General features: G+C 39.9%; 18 protein-coding genes and 1 pseudogene. All 19 read left to right on the top strand.

Going from position 1 to position 21,149, the window contains the following annotated elements:
* The first annotated feature begins 287 nt into the window (after window positions 1–287).
* The 19 genes and pseudogenes from pepV to H9L19_RS02110 all read left to right on the top strand — a co-directional run bounded on the left by pepV (window position 288) and on the right by H9L19_RS02110 (window position 21,148).
* Window positions 288–1,715, top strand: a complete 1,428-nt coding sequence (gene pepV, locus H9L19_RS02200) for a dipeptidase PepV (RefSeq protein WP_187529534.1) — start codon at window positions 288–290, stop codon at window positions 1,713–1,715.
* A gap of 182 nt (window positions 1,716–1,897) precedes the next feature.
* Entirely contained in the window at window positions 1,898–2,788 is an 891-nt protein-coding gene (locus H9L19_RS02195) for a hypothetical protein (RefSeq protein WP_187529533.1), read from the top strand.
* A 99-nt stretch (window positions 2,789–2,887) separates the two neighbouring features.
* Complete coding sequence (locus H9L19_RS02190; protein ID WP_187529532.1) at window positions 2,888–3,646, top strand: biotin--[acetyl-CoA-carboxylase] ligase; 759 nt, start codon at window positions 2,888–2,890, stop codon at window positions 3,644–3,646.
* Window positions 3,643–4,176: a biotin transporter BioY gene (locus H9L19_RS02185; RefSeq protein ID WP_187529531.1), complete on the top strand. Its 534-nt coding sequence runs from the start codon at window positions 3,643–3,645 to the stop codon at window positions 4,174–4,176. Before H9L19_RS02190 ends, H9L19_RS02185 begins: the two co-directional genes overlap by 4 nt.
* 2 nt (window positions 4,177–4,178) lie before the next feature.
* Window positions 4,179–4,745, top strand: coding sequence for an AAA family ATPase (locus H9L19_RS02180; protein WP_187529530.1), 567 nt, complete (start codon window positions 4,179–4,181; stop codon window positions 4,743–4,745).
* Between the two features lie 84 nt (window positions 4,746–4,829).
* Window positions 4,830–5,564 carry an amino acid ABC transporter ATP-binding protein gene (locus H9L19_RS02175; protein ID WP_276509301.1) on the top strand — a complete coding sequence of 245 codons (735 nt, stop codon included), beginning with the start codon at window positions 4,830–4,832 and terminating at the stop codon, window positions 5,562–5,564.
* A 111-nt stretch (window positions 5,565–5,675) separates the two neighbouring features.
* Window positions 5,676–6,506, top strand: coding sequence for a glutamate ABC transporter substrate-binding protein (locus H9L19_RS02170; protein ID WP_187529529.1), 831 nt, complete (start codon window positions 5,676–5,678; stop codon window positions 6,504–6,506).
* Window positions 6,506–7,150, top strand: coding sequence for an amino acid ABC transporter permease (locus H9L19_RS02165; protein ID WP_187529528.1), 645 nt, complete (start codon window positions 6,506–6,508; stop codon window positions 7,148–7,150). Before H9L19_RS02170 ends, H9L19_RS02165 begins: the two co-directional genes overlap by 1 nt.
* Window positions 7,151–7,154: 4 nt before the next feature.
* A complete protein-coding gene (locus H9L19_RS02160) occupies window positions 7,155–7,811 on the top strand; it encodes an amino acid ABC transporter permease (protein ID WP_187529527.1) in 657 nt (218 codons plus the stop codon).
* A 167-nt stretch (window positions 7,812–7,978) separates the two neighbouring features.
* The gene (locus H9L19_RS02155; RefSeq protein WP_187529526.1) at window positions 7,979–9,607 is read left to right on the top strand and encodes a peptide ABC transporter substrate-binding protein; all 1,629 of its coding nucleotides are present in this window, start codon (window positions 7,979–7,981) and stop codon (window positions 9,605–9,607) included.
* A gap of 212 nt (window positions 9,608–9,819) precedes the next feature.
* Window positions 9,820–11,439 carry a peptide ABC transporter substrate-binding protein gene (locus H9L19_RS02150; RefSeq protein WP_187529525.1) on the top strand — a complete coding sequence of 540 codons (1,620 nt, stop codon included), beginning with the start codon at window positions 9,820–9,822 and terminating at the stop codon, window positions 11,437–11,439.
* Between the two features lie 309 nt (window positions 11,440–11,748).
* Window positions 11,749–12,666 carry an ABC transporter permease gene (locus H9L19_RS02145; protein ID WP_187529524.1) on the top strand — a complete coding sequence of 306 codons (918 nt, stop codon included), beginning with the start codon at window positions 11,749–11,751 and terminating at the stop codon, window positions 12,664–12,666.
* Between the two features lie 16 nt (window positions 12,667–12,682).
* Window positions 12,683–13,690 (top strand): ABC transporter permease, encoded by a 1,008-nt coding sequence (locus tag H9L19_RS02140; protein WP_187529523.1) that lies wholly within the window; start codon window positions 12,683–12,685, stop codon window positions 13,688–13,690.
* A gap of 17 nt (window positions 13,691–13,707) precedes the next feature.
* Window positions 13,708–14,807 (top strand): annotated as a pseudogene (locus H9L19_RS02135) (ABC transporter ATP-binding protein).
* 2 nt (window positions 14,808–14,809) lie between these two features.
* Complete coding sequence (locus tag H9L19_RS02130) at window positions 14,810–15,766, top strand: ABC transporter ATP-binding protein (protein ID WP_187529885.1); 957 nt, start codon at window positions 14,810–14,812, stop codon at window positions 15,764–15,766.
* 187 nt (window positions 15,767–15,953) lie between these two features.
* On the top strand, window positions 15,954–17,960 hold the full coding sequence (locus H9L19_RS02125) for a DHH family phosphoesterase (RefSeq protein WP_187529884.1): 2,007 nt from the start codon (window positions 15,954–15,956) through the stop codon (window positions 17,958–17,960).
* 18 nt (window positions 17,961–17,978) lie between these two features.
* The gene (gene rplI, locus H9L19_RS02120) at window positions 17,979–18,431 is read left to right on the top strand and encodes a 50S ribosomal protein L9 (RefSeq protein ID WP_187529522.1); all 453 of its coding nucleotides are present in this window, start codon (window positions 17,979–17,981) and stop codon (window positions 18,429–18,431) included.
* Between the two features lie 11 nt (window positions 18,432–18,442).
* The gene (gene dnaB, locus H9L19_RS02115) at window positions 18,443–19,846 is read left to right on the top strand and encodes a replicative DNA helicase (RefSeq protein ID WP_187529521.1); all 1,404 of its coding nucleotides are present in this window, start codon (window positions 18,443–18,445) and stop codon (window positions 19,844–19,846) included.
* A 126-nt stretch (window positions 19,847–19,972) separates the two neighbouring features.
* Window positions 19,973–21,148 carry a serine hydrolase domain-containing protein gene (locus tag H9L19_RS02110; protein ID WP_187529520.1) on the top strand — a complete coding sequence of 392 codons (1,176 nt, stop codon included), beginning with the start codon at window positions 19,973–19,975 and terminating at the stop codon, window positions 21,146–21,148.
* Window position 21,149 lies beyond the last annotated feature (1 nt).

Genomic DNA, 21,149 nt, shown 5'->3' with positions numbered 1-21,149 from the left:
TTAAATGAAAAACGATGCGATGCTGATTCAGCGTTGCGTCGTTTTTATGTTTGTCAAAACTGTGGTTGTATAGATGATGAGAATACCAGCGAAACTTGAGGGAAAGATAGATTATTTGTCTAAAGTATCAGATGTAAAAAATCGATTTGTTTTAGTTCACAAACCATTCAGGCTGGGCTTTGATTTGAAGTGAATCTTGCAAATGATGAATTGGCTGATTTATTCTTGTGAAAAGTCATGCAAAAAAGTGTAAAATAGAGAGTAGATTATACATGGAGGCAATTCATATGAACAAGAAACCATCAGAATGGTTGGCAGAGTCACTGAAGTACGAAGACGCATTAGTGGCAGATTTAAAAACGTTATTGGCAATACCATCTGTCCGTGATGATTCAGCAGCGACTGCTGACGCACCATTGGGACCAAAGCCAAAAGAGGCTTTGTTGAAGTGGGAAGAATTAGCACAACGTGATGGATTTAAGACTGGTGACTTTAAAGGGTTGGTCGGTTATGCTGAATTAGGTGATCATGATGCAGCCGAATCAGTTGACGTCATTGGGCACCTTGATGTTATGCCAGCTGGTGAGGGGTGGACAAAAGAGCCATTTACACCAGTGATTGAAGATGGTCGATTGTATGCACGTGGTGCATCAGATGATAAGGGACCATCAATGATTGCGTACTATGCAGTTAAGATGCTGAAGGATTTGAATTTACCAATGAAGCGTCGTGTGCGTTTGGTGATGGGAATTGACGAAGAATCTGATTGGACTGGAATGGATGAATTTTTCCAAACGGAAGGTTATCCAACGATGGGCTTCTCACCTGATGCAGAATTCCCAATTATCAATGGCGAAAAAGGTAATGTCTCACAGGTAGTGCGCTTTAATGGAACCAATGGTGGAACTGTTAAGTTAATTTCATTTTCTGCTGGACAACGACCAAATATGGTACCTGGAACGGCTAAAGCGACAATTGAAACCGCAGATACGTCTGCCATTGAAGCTGCATTAGCAACGTACTTAGCGTCTGAAAAGCGGGTGACTGCAACTGCTGAAGTGACTGGTCAAACCTTGGATTTGACATTCTTTGGTAAGCAAGTTCATGGGGCTGTACCAGAAACTGGTGAAAACGCCGGGACTTATATGGCCAATTTCTTGCAACAATTTGACTTTGGTGGCAACGCAAAAGGGTTCTTAACATTCTTAGGAACAGCAGTGCATGATGATTCAGTAGCATTAAAAATTGGTGCGATTAAGCATGATGACTTGATGGGCGATTTATCAATGAATATTGGTATTCAACATTTTGATGATGGGCAAGATGGATTCATTAATTTGAATTTCCGTTACCCACAAAATACAAACCCAGAAACAATTGGTGCTGCGGTTAAAGCTGCTTTAGGGGCTGATTTTGAGGCAACCGTTGCGGCAGAGGGTCATGGTCAAGGTCCACACTATGTATCAGGTGACGATCCATTGGTTAAGACGTTGCTTGATGTGTATCGTGCACATACAGGTATGCCAGCGACTGAACAAGTCATTGGTGGTGGGACATTTGGTCGTTTATTGAAGCGTGGTGTGGCATTTGGCGCAATGTTTGAAGGTGTGCCAGATACAATGCATCAACCAGATGAATTCTATCCAGTTGCTGACTTAACACGCGCTATGGCGATTTTCGCCGAGGCTATTTATCGTTTGGCAAACGAAGACTAGAAATTGATAAAAATTCGCATTTCTGCAATATTGCAGAAATGCTTTTTATTTGTATGGAAATAAAGTAAGACTTTTTTGTAATTAAAATATGTTCATTGTGTGAAGTCAGACCCTTTTACTAGAGAAAGCTTGAAAAAGCAGTTAGAATGTAAACAGATAATTAAGCGAGGAAGGGCATAACAATGCAAAAATGGCTGTTTTCATTAGCAACTGTTGTAAGCTTTGGTTTGTTGAGTGGTTTGGCGTCAGCCGATGAAATGAATCAGCAAACATCTTTTTCAACAGCAAATCAGACGATGTATCAAGCTGAAAACGACGATAACCCACAAATTCATCCTGAAAATGATAAGACAGTAATCTCAACCCAAACAAGCGCAAGTGAAATAGAAGATAGCACCGTTGAATCAGACGCTGTTTCCAACCCAGAAACGGCAGGACAGGTCAATGATTCGAAAAATGTGGTTGATTTAGAGAACTCGGCAAGTTCAGCCGAAACGGAAAGTCCAGAAACCTCAGACGTTAAAATTGGAACACCAGTTGTTGATGAGTCAGATGTTTTGAATCATCAAGTTGTGCAGACGACCTCTGAGGCTAAAGCGCCTGTGAAATCAGATGATACACAGTCGCAGACCAGTGATGATCGACTATCGGATTATATTTTTGAACATCATCAAGGCGACCAAACAGTTTCTGAAAACGATGAGACGACAAGTCGTTCTGATGTATTGGAGATTGCGGCTGATGATGGTCAAAGTCAAGTTAATGGACAAGTGATTAATAAAAATCAGGTAAGTCCGCAAATTAACGTGACAACGCCATTAGGACCGGAAGAAAAACAGAGCGAAAATACAAATATTGTAGACGAGTCACAGGAAGGAACGAAAATTAAACATGCTGGCGTTGGTAACTTATCAATTACCATGCAAAAAAGTGTTTGGTTACCCGTCGTTGCTGCTTGGGTGATTGTCGCGCTATTTATTTGGGCTGCCAGTTTTTACGGTATTTCAAGGCTGCAAGCTTTTAAAATTCAACGAATGACGCAACGCGCAGAAACAATCCGTAATGATAGTTAATTTAAACGAAAAGGGGCTGAGGCCTCTTTTTTGTCGTATGGAGATGATAATTTTTTGGTACAATAGAGGTATTGTCGTAAAGCGAGGACGTAGATAGCGATGCAAAATTTAATGCAATTACTAGCGACTGACCAAATTGATTTGCTGCACTTTGAAACGGTTAGCTCAACGAATGCTTATGCCAAAAAAATGGTGCAAACAAAACAATTACAACGACCGCTGGCGATTCTTACCGATACTCAGACAGCTGGGTATGGCCGACAACAACGCGCTTTTTATTCACCGCGTGATAAAGGGATTTATTTGACATTAGTTCTACCAATAACAATGATAAAAGATGTAAATCCTGGTCGAATCACAACCAATTTAGCTGTAATAGCCGTTCAAACGATTGAAAAAGTCTGGCAAATTCAGTTACAAATCAAGTGGGTTAATGATTTGTATTTGGGTGAACATAAAGTTGGTGGTATTTTAGCAGAAGTTGAAAAAAATCATCTGGTTGTTGGAATTGGTCTTAACATCGTTGCAACGGATTATCCTGACGAGTTGCAACAACGAGTTCGCTCGCTTAATCGACCAGATGAATTCATAATGCAAAGAGAGGCCTTTACTCACCAAGTGATAAGTCGTTGGGTCGCTCAATTACAAGCGCCTGCTGATTATTTGCCACAATATCATCAATTGTCAAACTTAATTCACCGACAAATCGTGTTGTTAGTTAATCAACAAATAATTGCAGGATATGTACTTGGTTTTGATAATCAAGGAGGTATCATCGTTAAAAACGATCGTCAAGAGCAAATTTTTTACTCGGGTGAAGTGACGAAAATATTGAAAGCAGAAGGATTAGAAACATGAACGTACGCACAATAACTTTAACCGGTATGATGACTGCGATGATTGCTGTTTTAGCACCGGTCTCAATTCCATTGCCCTTGGTACCAATCACATTACAGACACTGATAATTCCTTTGGTGGTTTCACTGACCAATTTTCGGGTTGGCTGGTGGTCAACAGTCTTGTATTTATTGTTAGGTGCAATTGGCTTGCCGGTCTTTTCAAATTGGCACGGTGGGCTTAGCATACTTTTTGGTCCCACCGGTGGTTATCTTTTTGGAATGCTACTATTCCCATTGATTATTGGGGGTGGTCTAAAAATTAAGCGTCAATGGTCGATGCTGTTGTTGAGTAATGTTGTCGCAGCTATCGGTCAGCTTTTGTTCGGTACGTTCTGGTTGATTGCAACAACAGGAATTACCATTAACAATGGGTTGATGAATGGTATGGTCATCTTCATTGTGCCAACCTTGGTTAAGGTGGGTATCGTGGTGACGTTAACGGTCATGGTGACCCGGACGATTACGGTCCCAATCGGTGATGGACGCTAATTATGAGTGAAAAAATTTTTGTTATTACAGGGAATACTGGTACAGGTAAAACAACGGTGGCAAATTATCTAGCGGACTTTTATCAAATGCCTAAAGTTGTGACACACACAACTCGGTTACCCCGAACTGGGGAACAAAATGGAATTGACTATTATTTTGAGTCTGATACTAGTTTTGAAACCATGCATTATTTAGAACGTGTTGAATATGATCACAAAAAATATGGCTCATCACATGAAGGGTTGTCACGCGCTTGGGAGAAAAATAGTTATATTACAATCGTATTAGACACTGCTGGTGCCATCACTTATGCACAAACTTTGGGCGCACGGGCAGTCATTATTTTTATGACTGTTTCAGACATTAATATCTTAAAGTTGCGATTAGTGACACGTGGTGATTATGAAGGAAATGTTGCTAAACGTCTGGAGAGTGATGAATACCAACGTGATCGTGAGCTGCCAGCTGCTTTAGCTGGAGTCGCACATGTGGTGGTTAATGATGACTGGGCCGAAACCAAACATACGATTGATCAAATTGTACAAACTGCCGTTAATCAAACTGATTGATATTTGACAGTTGACTAGAAAACATGGAAAAATAAGATAACGCGAGCCATATTAGGCACAGAAAAGATAAGGGGAGGCAAGCATATGTCAATGATAGAGTTTAAGGACGTCGAGAAATACTACGGTGATTTTCACGCGTTGAAAAATATTAATTTAAAAGTTGAAGCTGGTGAGACGGTGGTTTTAATTGGTCCTTCAGGTTCTGGAAAGTCAACGTTAATCCGGACGGTGAATGGGTTAGAACCGATTCAAGAGGGTCATTTGATTGTGAATGGGTTTGATTTAGCTGATTCGAAAACTGACATGAACCGGATTCGCAAAAACGTTGGTATGGTTTTTCAGCATTTTAATTTATATGCCAATAAAACCGTGCTTGAAAATATTATGTTAGCACCGCGTAAGGTTTTGAAAATCGATGAAGCTGAAAATAAGCGGGTTGCAATGGCGTTGTTGGAGCGAGTAGGCTTGGCAGAGAAAGCTGACAAAATGCCATCCTCATTATCTGGTGGACAACAACAACGAATTGCGATTGCACGTTCACTAGCCATGAAACCAAAAGCACTTCTCTTTGATGAGCCAACGTCAGCCCTTGATCCAGAAATGGTCAACGATGTATTGAACATTATGAAAGAAATCGCAGCTGATTCAGATATGACGACTTTGGTCGTGACACACGAAATGGGCTTTGCAAAGCAGGTAGCGGATCGCGTTATCTTTATGGCGGATGGTCAAATTCTAGAAGATGCACCAACCACTGAGTTCTTTGCGCATCCAAAAGAGCCACGCGCCCAGAAATTCTTGTCACAAATCATGCATTAATGATGACTGGTTTAACTTAATGAAAACTGTTATGTGTGGTAAAAAACACATTTTAACAAACAGTCGCGTTAAGTTAACCAACTGGTGATTGATGATTGAAGGGGAAAGATTATGAAAAATAAAATACAAGTGATGCTGACCATTTTGTTGGGGCTAATGTTATTTAATATAAATCAACCAGCGGTTCACGCTGCAAAGAAGGATAACGCTGTCATCAATCAAATTGAGCGCACGCATGTGATGCGTTGGGGAACCAAAGCGGATACTCGATTAATGGGGTTGATGGATATTCGTTCAGGCAAAATCGAAGGCTTTGATGTCGATATGGCAAAAGCAATTACCAAAAAAGTTGACCCCAAAGCTAAGGCTGAATTTACTCAGGTGACGTCTGGTACGCGCATTCCGTTATTGAAAAATGGGAATATTGATGCCATTATTGCAACTATGTCGATAAATCCGGAACGGGCAAAAGTAGTTGATTTTTCAAAACCATATTTTTTGGCTGGGCAATCACTACTAGTTGAGAAGCGTTCAACAATCAAGAATATCCAAGATGTTAATCATAAAGGCGTGACAGTTGTTGGTGTGGCTGGTTCAACGTCGGTTCAGGTCATTTCTAAAATGGCACCTAAAGCTGATGTTTTAGCTTTACCGGATTATGCAACCGCCTTGTCAGCTTTAAAAGCAAAACAAGGGGATGTCCTAACAACTGATTCTGGGATTATTGCTGGGATGGCTGAAGAAGATCATACGTTAAAGATGGTAGGTGGGACGTTTACTAACGAACCATACGGAATCGCAATTGCCAAAGATAATCCAAAATTAGTCAAAAAAATTAACCATGCAATTGATACACTACATCAAGATGGGACCTATGCTAAATTAATCAAAAAATGGTTTGGCAATGTACCTGGTATGGACTGGAAGGAGATGGCAAAATAATGATTGAATTATTTAGTGCGCACAGTCATGAATTTTTAGTCGGCTTTGGCTGGACCCTTTTGGCAAGTCTCATTGCATTAGTTGGCTCGTTAGTACTTGGGACGTTCTTTGCCATTTTAGAGGTGATTCCAAATAAAATAACGTATTATATCGCCCGCCTATATATTGAAGTCTTGCGGAATGTACCATTGCTAGTCATCACAATGTTTTTCTATGTTGTTGTAGCACAGATATTTAAAATGAATGGTTTCTTTTCGGGAACTATTGGATTGATGCTATATACATCAGCGTTTATATCTGAAACGGTACGTGCAGGTATTCTAGCGGTTCCCGCCGGACAGTTGGAAGGTGCGTTATCGAATGGTTTATCTTGGTGGGATGGCATGCGTTTGATTGTCCTACCACAAGCTTTTAAATACGTGATTCCGCCTTTGGGTAACCAATTTGTGAATTTAGTTAAGAACTCATCTGTATTAGCCTTCGTTGCTGGCTTTGATTTGATGTATCAAGCAAATCAAATTTCGCAATTGACATTTGATACCTTTAATCCATTTATTATCGTTGGGCTATTCTATCTCGTTATCACGTTACCGATTAGCTACTATATGCGACATCTTGAAAATAAATTAGCGAAGGAGGCCTAGGACAATGACAAATTTCTTACAAGCATATTCTTGGGTTAACATGCGCTTTTTATTTGAGGGCATGTGGGTAACCGTTCAGGTGGCCGTTATTTCCGTGATTTTGAGTTTTATTATCGGATCAGTTCTAGGCGTTTTACGGTATGTAAAAATACCAGTGGTTTCAACAATTGTTGGGCTAATCATTGACATTATTCGTAATCTTCCGCTATTGCTCATTATTTTCTTTACTTATTTTGCTTTGCCAAAGATAAATATTCACTTTAGTGTGATGGGAAGTACGATTTTCGCGCTGACAATTTTTGAATCAGCAATGTTAGCTGAAATAGTACGGGGTGGTATCGTAGCAGTACCGAAAGGCCAATTAGAAGGTGGCCGATCAAATGGGCTGAGTTTCTATCAAACTTTGATGTATATTCTCTTGCCGCAAGCTTACAAAAAAATGATTCCGCCCATTGTATCGCAGTTCATTTCTTTGATTAAAGATACGTCACTTGCAACGATTATTATGTTGCCAGAAATGACATATCGGGCACAAATCATTTACGCTCAAAAACCCGCCCAAATTATTCCAATGTTTTTGATGCTTGCTTTGTTGTACTTCATTTTGAATTACGCTTTGTCAAAGATAGCGAATATATTTGATCGCCGGATGGCCGTATAAGCATTAAAACCGATGACAATCGGTTTTTTTGTTTAGTCAAAATTGGTATTGGAATTGTTTTAATTAGAAAAATATGAGAAATAGATTGACGGACTTATTTTTATTCGGTAATATAATTAATAATTCTAAGAATTTTATTATAAAAGGATAAGGGAGTGTGTTATTTTATGAATAAAGTTTTGAAAACATCGGCATTGCTATCAGCAACGTTGATTATTGGGTCATCGGTATCAACATTGGCAACCGTTTCAGCTGCATCATATCAAACAATCAACTGGACAGAATCCGCTGACCTAGGGACGATGGATTCATCAGCGGTAACAGATGTGGTATCGTTTGATGCGTTACAGGCAACTGGCGAAGGACTCTATCGAAATGATAAGCAACAAAAGCCTGCGCTAGCATTGGCGAAGTCTGTCGATAAATCAGACGATGGATTGAAGTACACATTTCATTTGCGAAGCGGGTTAAAGTGGTCTAATGGGGACGCTTTGACTGCGCAAGATTTTGTTTATGGTTGGCAACGTACGAATAACCCCAAAACTGCTTCACAATACGCTTACCTGTTCTCAGGGATTAAGAATGCTGATGACATTCAAAATGGTAAGAATACAGATTTGAATTCATTAGGGGTAAAAGCGATTGACGATACCACCCTGGAAGTCACATTGGATAAGCCGATGCCACAATTGGCAGCCGTTTTGACAATGGCACCATTCTATCCACAAAATGAAAAGTTTGTTGAAAAGGCCGGTAAGAAGTACGGTACTGCGGCTAAATATACTTTGGCATCAGGACCATTTATCTTAAAGGACTGGACTGGATCGAATAATAAATACAGTTTTGTTAAAAATACGAAATACTATGATGCGAAGGTAGTTAAGTCGCCTAAAATTGTTGTTCAAACAATTAAAGATCAAAATACTGGCTATAATTTATATAAGTCAGGTAAGATCGACTTCACAAATTTGAGTGCTGATCAAGTGAATGCCTCAAAAAAGAAGAAAGACTATCGAGTGATTCCACAAGCGACGACCTTCTATCTTGAATTTAACCAACAAAAGGTCGAATTTGCTAATGTGAAGATTCGTCAGGCAATTTCATATGCGATTGATCGCCAGCAAATGGCAAAGAAGATTTTGACGGGGACGGCTACACCAGCTACGTCCTTTACTTCTGCTAACTTGGCGAAGGATCCAAATACCGGTGAAGACTTTGCCAAGTCTGCGTCAGTAAAGGGTGCTATCACGTATGATGCGAAGAAAGCAGGTCAGTTGTATCAAGAGGGATTGAAAGAAATTGGGAAGGATAAGATTGATTTCTCAATTTTGACTGATGATACAGATGGGGCAAAGAAAACAGCTCAGTTCTTACAATCACAAGTTGAAAAGAACTTGAAGGGATCAAAAGTCTCAGTTAAAACGGTGCCATTCAAGCAACGTTTGAATTTGTCATCAACAAAGAAGTTTGACGTTGTGATTTCAGCATGGGGCGCCGATTATGCAGACCCAATTTCATTCCTTGACTTGTATACTGCGGGGACATCATTTAATAATGGTTCATGGAAGAATGATGCCTATGATACTGCCGTTGCTAAAGCACAAGGCGCAGATATTTTGAATCCTTCTGCTCGCTATGCCGATTTGAAGGAGGCTGAGCAAGTAATTGAAAAGGAAGCTGGGGTTGCACCGCTTTATTACCGTTCGTATGCGACATTGTTCCGTTCATCAGTAAAGGGCGTTATTACCAGTTCAATTGGTTCACCGTATGACTGGAAGTATGCATACAAAAAATAATGTCAGATACGCATCAGTATTTTTAAAACCACAATTTTGTGGTTTTTTTGTGTTAAGTTGTTGGTTGAATATACCAAAAATAAGCATTTTAAATACTTATATTAAAATAAAATAAGAAAAATGAACGAATTATGTTGACAACGAACGTGTGGCTTGATATTGTAATCGAGTAGAAATTATTAAATATTGCAAGCTGACGGAGGCGTAATTGTATGAATAAATGGATTAAGCTCACGACGTTAATTTCAAGCGGGGTGATTCTCGCGAGTGCTGGTACCGGTATGATTTCAGCAGCGAGCTATCAAACCATTAACTGGACAGAAATATCGGATTTGCAAACGTTGGATCCATCTTTAGCAACTGACTCGACATCGATTACTGCGCTATCATCATCGACGGTGGGATTGTACGCAACAAAAGATGGACAGCCGGTTTTGGATGCTGCGAAAAGCGTTAAAAAATCTGCAGATGGGCTTAAATATACCGTGACCCTCCGGCCAAATTTAAAATGGTCTGATGGATCGAAGCTAACAGCTAATGACTTCGTCTATGGTTGGCAGCGAACAAATGATCCTAAAACAGCCTCTGAGTATGCATATTTGATGTCTGGTGTGAAGAATGCAGACGCGATTCAAAAAGGTGAAGTGACTAATTTGGACGAATTAGGGATTAAGGCGGTTAATGATACAACGCTTGAAATTGAGTTAGAGCGACCATTAGCTGTCTTTGAGGCTTTGCTTACAATGCCTGCTTTCTTCCCACAATCAAAAGCATTTGAAGAAAAAGTAGGTTCTAAATATGGTACAACTGCAAATGACTTTTTGTCATCTGGTCCTTATATCGTTAAAGACTGGAATGGTTCAAATCAAAAATATAGTTTTGTAAAAAATCCTGATTATTGGGATGCCAAAGCTGTGAAAACACCTAAGATTACAACACAAATCATTAAGGACCAAAATACTGGTTATAATTTGTTCAAGGGTGGGAAAGTTGATTTTACAAGATTGTCGCCGGATCAAGTTAAAGCATCAAAGTCGTCAAAAGAATATGGTGTTAGTTCATTAGGTGCTTCAAATGCTTTGACACTTAATGAAGTGAAGGTGCCTGAGTTTAAAAATATTAAGCTTCGTCAGGCTATTTCAAGCGCCATTGATCGCAAAACATTGGCCGAAAAGATTATGAATGGTTCAGCAGTGGCAGCAACAACCATCACACCGACTCATTTTGCAAAGGCTGCTAATGGCAAAGACTTTGCAACGGATTCAGTCAGCAAGGGAGCCATTAGTTATGATGCAAAAAAAGCTGCTAAGCTTTGGAGTCAAGGGTTGAAGGAAGTTGGTAAGAAAAATTTGTCATTTACCATTTTGACTGATGATGATGATGCATCAAAGCGAGCTGTACAATTTGTTCAATCAGAATTAGAAGATCATCTCAAGGGGTTGAAGGTTGAAATTAAAACGGTACCCAAAAAGCAACGTCTAGCTTTACAGACGGCTAAGAACTTTGATGTGGTTGTCTTTACTTGGATGGCCGATTATAGTGATCCATCATCATTCCTTGACCTGTACACAACAAATGCAACTTATAACTATGGTGGTTGGTCAAACAGTGCCTATGATACAGCTGTTAAAAAGGCACAAACTGTAGATGCAGCTAATGCAAAAGCACGTTTGAAAGACTATGCTGTTGCTGAGAAGATCATTGAGCAAAAGCTTGGTTCGATTCCACTTTATTATCGTGCAACACCATATTTGAAGAATCAAAAAATTAAGAAACTTGTATTGAATGCCGCTGGAAACCCAGTTGAATTCAAATATGCGTACAAAAAATAGTGTAATTTAACGGCTAGTAATTAAGGTGACATTTTGTCACTTTTTTTATTGGTCAATGAATCAGGGGTAAAATACTAGTACATCTGATGAAACTTTGAAGAATATAATGATAAAAAATAATAAAAGTAGGTCGTGTCTTTGAATCTAAAATTATGTAGAAACAGATATAAAACTATGTTAAAATTAATAACATTCTAATGAATATTAGACAAACCTCATAAATGCAATGTGATTTGATCTGGTTTGTCTCATATTCAGTGATAGCTCATGTTAAACACTGGGGATAAAAATTAGAAAGGATCATGACACATGATCAAATATATTTTAAAACGAATAGCGATTATTGCTGTAACGTTAGTCATAATCATTACTGCAACGTTCTTTTTGATGAAGTTGATGCCAGGTTCACCGCTTGCTAATGCTGAACGTCTATCAGCTTCTCAACGAAAGATGATTGAAGGCCAATATGGGCTTAATCAGCCGCTGATGGTGCAATATGTCAATTATCTTTGGAATGCGCTTCATTTTAATTTTGGCGTTTCATTTCAATACGCTAATCAACAGGTGGCAACCTTAATCGCGCAACGTCTTGGCCCATCGGCTCAACTTGGGATTCAAGCACTTATATTTGGGGTAGTCGCCGGAGTCGGATTGGGCTCAGCAGCTGCGGTTCGTCGAAATACAAAAACAGATACGGCGTTATCAGTATTAGCCGTGCTAGGTATTTCGGTACCATCTTTCGTCTTTGCTGCACTCTTACAATATTACGTTGGTCTACAGTTAAAATGGTTGCCAATTGCTGGTTGGCAAGGTTTTACAGCGACAATTCTACCAACCATCGCCTTAGGAATGTCGCCTTTAGCCATCTCAGCACGCTTCATTCGAACTGAAATGGTTGACGTTATGGGGTCAGATTATATTGAATTAGCCCGTGCGAAAGGGCTGTCAAAGCGCGAGGTGGTTTGGAAACATGCCATGCGAAATTCACTGATTCCACTAGTGACCTTGATTGGACCAATGGCAGTTAACTTGATGACTGGTTCAATCGTGATTGAGCAAATTTTTTCAATTCCTGGTATTGGTCAACAGTTCGTTTCATCAATTTTAACGAATGATTATCAGATTATTATGGGAACCACGATTGTGTATGCCATGATGTTGATGGTAGTTTTGCTAATCACTGATATTTTGTATGGATTGATTGATCCACGCATCCGCTTGTCATAGAAAGGAGCCCTGTCAAATGGATAATAAAATACAACTAACAGTGGCTGACTTTGAGTTTACGCCTGCTGACCAACATGCTGATGCTGAATACATTTCAAAACCATCTTTAACTTTTGCACAAGATGCTTGGCGCCGTTTGAAAAAAAATAAAGGTGCTTTTGTATCATTTTGGATTATTTTAGCGATCTTCGTTGTTGCCTTTGGATCAATGCCTTTTGCCACCCAAAAAGATGTTGCAAGACAAGATGTGGCTTTGCAAAATTTGCCACCTAAATTAGGTGCTTTGCCAATTCCTGGCCTAGATGGCAAAAAAGACGGTGAAGACCTTTATAAAACAGCTGGGGTTAAAAAAAGTTATTTCTTTGGTACTGATCAATTTGGTCGAGACATCTTTAAGCGAGTCTTGTATGGTACGCGCATTTCCCTTGAAGTCGCACTTTTTGCGGCAATGATGGATATTTTCTTTGGTGTGACCTATGGGATTGTCTCTGGCTGGCGTGGTGGTCGCACGGATACAATTATGCAACGGATTGTTGAAGTGATTTCATCAATCCCGAATTTGGTGGTCTTTGTCTTATTGATCTTAATTATGAAACCAGGTATGTTTTCGATTGCTTTGGGGATTGCATTGACTTCATGGGTAACTATGGCGAGATTGATTCGAGCACAAGTCCTAACCATTAAAGAACAGGACTATATATTAGCTGCACGAACATTAGGCGAATCTGCATTTAAGATTGGCACTAAACATTTAGTGCCTAACCTAAGTTCGACGATTATTGTTAACCTTATGTTTACGATTCCATCAGCAATATTCTTTGAAGCCCTGCTTTCATTTATTGGACTGGGAATTCCAGTCCCAATGGCATCACTTGGAACATTGATGAATGATGGACAAAAAGCATTTCAATTCTATCCTTATCAATTGATTATTCCGGCAATTATTTTGTCGGTCATTATGATTGCCTTCAATTTATTAGGGGATGGCTTGCGTGACGCATTCGATCCTCGGACAAAAGATTAAACGCGGGGATTGAATAAATGGCAGATAAAATACTTGAGGTTGCAGACCTTAAAATTAATTTTAAAACTTACGCTGGATCAGTTCAGGCTATTCGTAACATTTCATTTGATTTGTATAAAGGTGAAACGTTGGCGATTGTCGGTGAGTCTGGTTCAGGAAAATCGGTAACAACGCGGTCTTTGATGGGATTGTTAGCCAACAATGCAGAAATTGTATCGGGCTCAATCAAGTTTAAGGGTGAAGAAATCATTGGCAAGTCAGAAGATGATATGACTCAATTGCGTGGCCATGAAATTGCAATGATTTTTCAAGATCCGATGACGTCATTAGATCCAACGATGAAAATTGGACAACAAATTGCTGAGCCATTGATTAAACATCAAAAACTATCGAAAAAATCGGCTTGGCAAAAAGCGCTCGACATGATGAAATTAGTGGGCATTCCGAATGCTGAGGCACATATTAATGACTACCCACATCAATTTTCAGGCGGGATGCGCCAACGAATTGTTATTGCGATTGCATTGATTAACAATCCTGAGGTGTTGATTGCTGATGAACCAACAACCGCACTTGATGTGACAATTCAAGCTCAAATTTTACAGCTCATGAAGAAGTTGCAGGCAGAAATTCAATCGTCAATTATATTTATTACGCATGACTTGGGGTTGTGGCTGGGATGGCTGATCGGGTGGCTGTGATGTACGCTGGCCAAATTGTGGAAATTGGAACCACAGATGAAGTATTTAATTTCCCCCAACATCCATATACATGGGGATTATTAAATTCTATGCCGACTGTGGAAACCGAAAAAGGTGAGCTAGAAGCGATTCCAGGCACACCACCTGATTTACTGGATCCACCGCAGGGTGATGCATTTGCGGCTCGTAATCGTTATGCGCTTGCGGCCGATACGAAAGAACGCCCACCATATTTCAAATTATCGCCAACACATTTTGCAGCGACTTGGTTACTAGATGAACGTGCACCAGAAGTCCAACCACCAGTTGAAATTGTTAACCGGTGGGCACGTTATCAAGAAAAACATCCAGAAGCAGATCGAAATAAGGCGGTGGCCGTTGACGTGTCTGCTATTCTTGCAACGGAGGATAATTAATGATGACGGATGAAAAGAAAAAATTAGTTGAAATAAAAAATCTGGATATCATTTTTAATCGTGGCAAGCGTAATGAAACACAGGCAGTTTTAGATGCGAGCTTTGATATCTATGAGGGTGAAACGTTTGGATTGGTTGGTGAATCAGGATCTGGTAAGACGACGATTGGTCGGACAATTATGAAATTGTATGAACCAGCCGGTGGTGAAATTGATTTTGCTGGTCAAAGATTGCAAGACATTAAAAAGAAATCAGATTTAAAACGATTTAGGCAAGCCGTTCAAATGATTTTTCAAGATCCTCAAGCATCACTGAATATGCGGATGAAAGTTAAAGATATCATTGCCGAAGGCATTGATGTGAACGGCTTAGCTGAAAATGAAGCTGACAGGGTTGAAAAAGTTGAACAACTATTAGAAGTTGTTGGGCTAAATAAAGATCATAGTTCGCGTTATCCGCATGAGTTCTCTGGTGGTCAACGCCAACGAATTGGGATTGCACGGGCCTTAGCTGTGAATCCAAAGTTTATTATTGCCGATGAACCCATTTCAGCATTAGACGTATCAATTCAAGCGCAAGTTGTGAACCTATTGAAGAAACTACAAAAAGAGCGTGGATTGACGTATTTATTCATTGCGCATGATTTGTCAATGGTTAAGTACATCTCCGATCGAATTGGGGTCATGCATTGGGGGAAAATGTTGGAAATTGGGCCTGCTGAACAGGTTTACAACCAACCGCTGCATGATTATACGCGGTCATTATTGAGTGCTATTCCGGTTCCTGATCCCGATGTTGAGTTAGCACGTCAACCGATTGAATATGATCCTGAGATGGAAATCAACGGGAGTGAACGATCAATGGTTGAAATTGTTCCGGGTCATTTTGTCTGGGCTTCAGTCGATGAAGTGCCAATGTACCAAGAACGTGCACGTGAGATTGGTTTACTTGTAGATTGAGATTTGCACTTTAAAAATCATTACGGGGAAGAAATATTGTCAAAAAAGGCCATTCGTTTGATACGTTCAAATGAATGGCTTTTTCTTAAATATGTGTCAGTAGACGTGAATCTTTTTACGTCGGCTGTGTCCCAATGCTAAGCGTGGTATAATAACAAGGACACTAAAAATGAAAGGGAAACTGATGATGAAACACATGAGTGTATTTCGATCACTTCCAGATTTTTTTCAGAACAAGCGATTACTTCTATTGGCAGCTTGGGTGACGATAATGGCTGTCATAGGAACTGTTTTAGCCTTTATGTCAAGCTGGGTAATTGGTGTACTTTGGGTGATTATTATTCTTTGTGCGCTCTTTTTTGTGTTTAATACGCTACAAAAAATTGGTAAAGATACTCAAAAATACATCGCAAGCTTGTCATATCGGGTGAATCGAGGTGAACAAGAGGCGATTGTTCAGATGCCTTTAGGGGTCATCTTGTTCAATGAGAATTTTGAAATTGACTGGATTAATCCATACTTGCAGCATTTTATTGGTACTGAGTCATTGGTTGAAAGCCAATTAAGCGCAGCTGACGAAGTGTTAGCTAATATTGTTCGTCATTGGGATCCTGAGAAAAAACAAAGTTCGCGTTTAGAATGGTTAGGACGTATTTTTGATGTGAAAGTACAACCTGAATTACGTGCCGTTTATCTATTGGATGCCACAAAGTCGACAGAGATTGAAACGCGTTATGAAAATGAACGATTATTTATTGGTATGGTGTCATTGGATAATTATGACGAAATATCAGAACGATTAAATGATTCGGATTCTTCAGCATTGCGATCATTTGTAACGACCGCGTTGACAGATTGGATGGGCCGTTACGATATTTATTTGCGGCGTTTGGCCGTTGATAAGTATATGATTATCGGTTATCGTGAGGCTTTAAGAAAAGCGGAGCAAGATAAATTTAGTATCTTGAATACGATTCGGGAGACAACTTCTAATCAAAATACGCCTATTACGTTGAGTATAGGGATTGCCTATCACGAAAAAGATGTCAATGTCATGGCTGCTTCAGCGCAGACACAACTTGACTTGGCCCTTGGCCGAGGTGGGGATCAGGTCGTCGTGAAATCACCAAATAAGGATGCAAGATTCTATGGTGGGACAACCAATCCGATGGCTAAGCGGACGCGTGTGCGGGCCCGAGTTATTTCACAGGCGTTGATGGAATTGATGGCGTCTGCAGATCAAATCTTTGTTATGGGTCATAACCATGCCGACATGGATTCAATGGGTGCTGCTTTGGGTGTCCGTCGATTAGCCAAAATGGCAAATAAACCAGCTTGGGTTGTGGTTGAACCAAAAGAAAATGCACATACAGATATGCAACTGCTGTATTCTGAATTGGCCGCTGATGCACAAACATCTGATGCGATTATCAGTCCCGCCGAGGTGCTAAGTAAAGCTACCGAGAATTCCTTATTAATCATGGTTGATCATTCAAAACGCTCAATTACTGAAAGCCATAGCGTTTATGACCGCCTTCAAGATCGTCTAGTGATTATTGATCATCATCGACGGGGAGAAGAGTTCCCGGATAAGGCAGTTTTGGTTTATATTGAATCTTATGCGTCATCAACGGCAGAATTGGTAACTGAGTTATTTGAATATCAACCACGGGCGATTAAAGGATTGGCACGGATTGAAGCCACCGCGTTGCTTGCTGGCATTCAATTAGATACTAAATCATTTACTTTGCGCGCTGGCACACGCACTTTTGATGCAGCAAGTTATTTGCGTTCTATTGGTGCTGATGGTAAGTTAATTCAAAATTTGATGAAAGATTCAGTCGAAGATTATCGTCAACGCGCACATTTGATTGATCAAGCAACGATTATTGATGATTATGCCTTGGTTGTTGCTGAAGATGACCGTCTCTACGATTCGGTCTCTGTAGCACAGGCCGCTGATTCATTATTACAAATCGTTGGTATCGAACGGTCGTTTGTGATTGCGCGCCGTGACGACAAGACAATTGGAATTTCAGCACGTTCGAATGGTACAAAAAACGTCCAAACGCTGATGGAACAATTAGGTGGTGGCGGTCATTTAAGCAATGCAGCGACCCAAATTACGGATGTGACAACACAAGAAGCTGGGGCTAAATTGCAGACATTGTTGCAATCAGATGAAGAGATGTAGTTGAATGGGAGAATTAAAATGAAAGTTATTTTTTTAGAAGACGTTAAAGGCCGTGGTAAAAAAGGCGAAGTGAAAGATGTACCTGATGGGTATGCCAATAATTTTTTAATTAAAAATAAAAAAGCTGAACCAGCAACGAATGCGAATGTGTCTGCATTGAAAGGCCAAAAAAAGGCAGCCGACCGTGAAGCAGCAGCTGAATTAGCTGCTGCAGAAGCCTTGAAGGCTCAATTAGAATCCGAAGAATCAGTTCTTGAGTTGAAAGCTAAGGCCGGTTCCGATGGGCGGTTGTTTGGTGCCATTTCATCAAAGCAAGTCGTTGAGGCTGCTGAAAAGCAATTGGGATTGAAAATCGATAAGCGCAAGATGGATATGAAAGAGCCGATTCGGGCATTAGGTTACCGTAATATCACGATTAAACTTCATAAAGGTGTTGAAGCAAACATTCGAATTCATACGGTAGAACAATAGGAAGTTAGTATATGGCAGATGAACTTGTAGATTTTAAAAGTGCCCCTCAAGATGGTTTTGCTGAACAAGCAGTTTTAGGGTCTATTTTAATTAGTACAGATCCAATTGATACCTTGTCGACAGTTAGTAGCATTATCGCTCCCAATGATTTCTTTCAAACACGGAATCGATTAGTTTACCAAGCAATGCTGGCGCTCGATGATGCTGGCCGACCAATTGATCCATTGGTATTGCAAGATCAACTGAATAGCATGAATCAGCTAGAAAATTCTGGTGGTGCAAGCTATCTGGCTGAATTAGGATTAGTTGTTCCAATTGCCAGTAATGCAGCGACATATGCAGCGATTGTGAAAGAAAAGGCGCAACGGCGTGCATTGTTAGATGTGTTAGCTGGTGGAACTGAAGCTGGTTATACTGATATGGAACCGGTGGGCGACCTGATCGCGCGCATGTCAGGTGAGTTAGACAGTATTGATACTGAAACTGGAGATGCGGACTTTCAAGAAATTGCACAGGTTGTGAATGAATCATTTGAGCAGATTGAACGAAATTCTCGTACCAGTGAAAAAGTTACGGGTGTTGCGTCTGGTTTTCGAGAATTGGATGAATTAACCACTGGCTTTCACGCAGGTGAAATGATTATTGTTGCGGCACGACCAGCAGTGGGAAAAACTGCTTTTGTTTTGAATGTTGCCCAAAAGGTTGCGGTTGCAAATAAAAAATTACCAGTTGTGATTTTTTCATTGGAAATGCCGGCTGTATCGTTAGTGAATCGAATGTTAGCATCTGAAGGGAATATTAATTCACAAAATATGCGAACTGGTTCATTAACAGATGAAGAGTGGCGCAAGTTGACGGTAGCGATGGCGTCGTTAAGTGGGACAAAAATCTATATTGATGACACGGCAGGTATTAAAATAACTGAAATTCGATCAAAATTGCGGCGTTTAAAGAAGCAAGAAGGTGAATTGGGACTGGTAATTATTGATTACTTACAATTGGTTGAAGGAACCACGAATGAATCACAGCAACAGGCTGTCTCGTCGGTTTCACGAAACATCAAGAAGATGGCAATGGAGTTGCAAGTGCCAATTATTGCTTTGGCTCAGTTATCACGTGGCGTAGAACAACGGCAAGACAAACGACCAGTGCTGTCTGATATTCGTGATTCTGGTTCAATCGAACAAGATGCGGATATCGTTGGCTTCTTATACCGTGAAGATTATTATCGTCAAGAGGATGATGGTGAAGGTAGCGGCGCCGGTCAGCAAGATGAGGACGGGCCAATTGAGATTATCCTTGAGAAGAATCGTTCGGGTGCTCGTGGAACGGCCAAAATGCTGTTTCAAAAAGCGTACAGTAAATTTTCAAATTATGATTATGTTCATTCTGAAGACGATAATCCTTTTGCATAAAAAATCACGTGCGAAGACACGTGGTTTTTTCTTTGGGCATTATTACTGTTCAAAGTATGACGGATAGTGTATTCTAAGTGTAATGAATTACATATAATAATATATTGTGTATTACATGGAGGCATTATGAGTTCGAAAAAGGCTAGACGTTATCGACGATTTTGTATTTTAGTTGGAGTCATCATGGTAGCAATTGTGTCGATACTTGGTCTTGGGCAACTGCAACGGCAAAAACAGGCAAAAAAGGTTGTGCAGAATCAGAAGGCACAACATGTTAAACAACCACACAAACAGATTAGCTCTAAGTATCAAAGCATTAAAAGTGTACCAGGCATACCGCCAACCGATGCACTAGGTCAAAAAATTAAGACGACATTAACAAGTATTAATTATTCCGGTACAGCGTTGATCGTTAAAAATGGTCGACCAATCTTTCATCAAGCATACGGCTATGCTGATCAAGATCAAAAAAAGTTAAACACGACGGATAGTTTGTTTCAAATTGCATCTGTGATGAAGAATATGACAGCAATTCTTGTCATGAATGAGGTTCGAGCAGGACGGCTATCATTAAACCAACATATTGATGTGTTTTATCCGCAATTACCACGTGCTAGTCAAATAACAGTATTGCAGCTATTAAATATGAGTACGGGCTATCGTCAAACCAATTCCGCGACGACAAGTATGTCAGCTGATGATTATATCAATTATGACGTGAATCATGTACTTGATGATGGCTACACAAGTTGGAAATATCGCGCCATTAATTATTCAATTTTAGTCGGCATCATTCAAAAAACGTCAGGTAAATCATATCAAACGTTATTTAATGACTATTTCATCAAAAAACATCATTATCAATTTAAAGATTACCAGGCTTTTTTGGCATCTGATGCCCGAACGCATGGTTATGATGCCAAGGACAATCATGTTTATGCGGATAGTGCCTTGATGTTTGAGCGCGAAGTCGGGACTGGCAATCTCGCGTTAACCGATTCACAATTTTATCGATACCTGGTTGACGAAATGACAGGACAATTAATTCAACCTGATTTATTTAAACAAATGTTACAACCAGCAGCGGGTTCAGACTTTAGTGGTGGCTTATATTGGCAGCGTTTCGCCAATCGCTATTACTTACATGGTAATATCATGGGGTATGAACCGACTGTTTATACGTCGTATGACGCGAAAAATATGGTCATTCTATTGAGTAATCATAATTCGGATAGCTCTAATGCGCCAATTCCAAGGCTTAATCAAAAAACAGCTGAAACAATTTATCAGATGATTCAATAAT

Origin of the sequence: Weissella diestrammenae, from assembly GCF_014397255.1 — a bacterium.
Classification (GTDB): domain Bacteria; phylum Bacillota; class Bacilli; order Lactobacillales; family Lactobacillaceae; genus Weissella; species Weissella diestrammenae.
The sequence above is the reverse complement of the archived record's forward strand: the minus strand, read 5'-3'. Positions and strand labels throughout refer to the sequence as shown.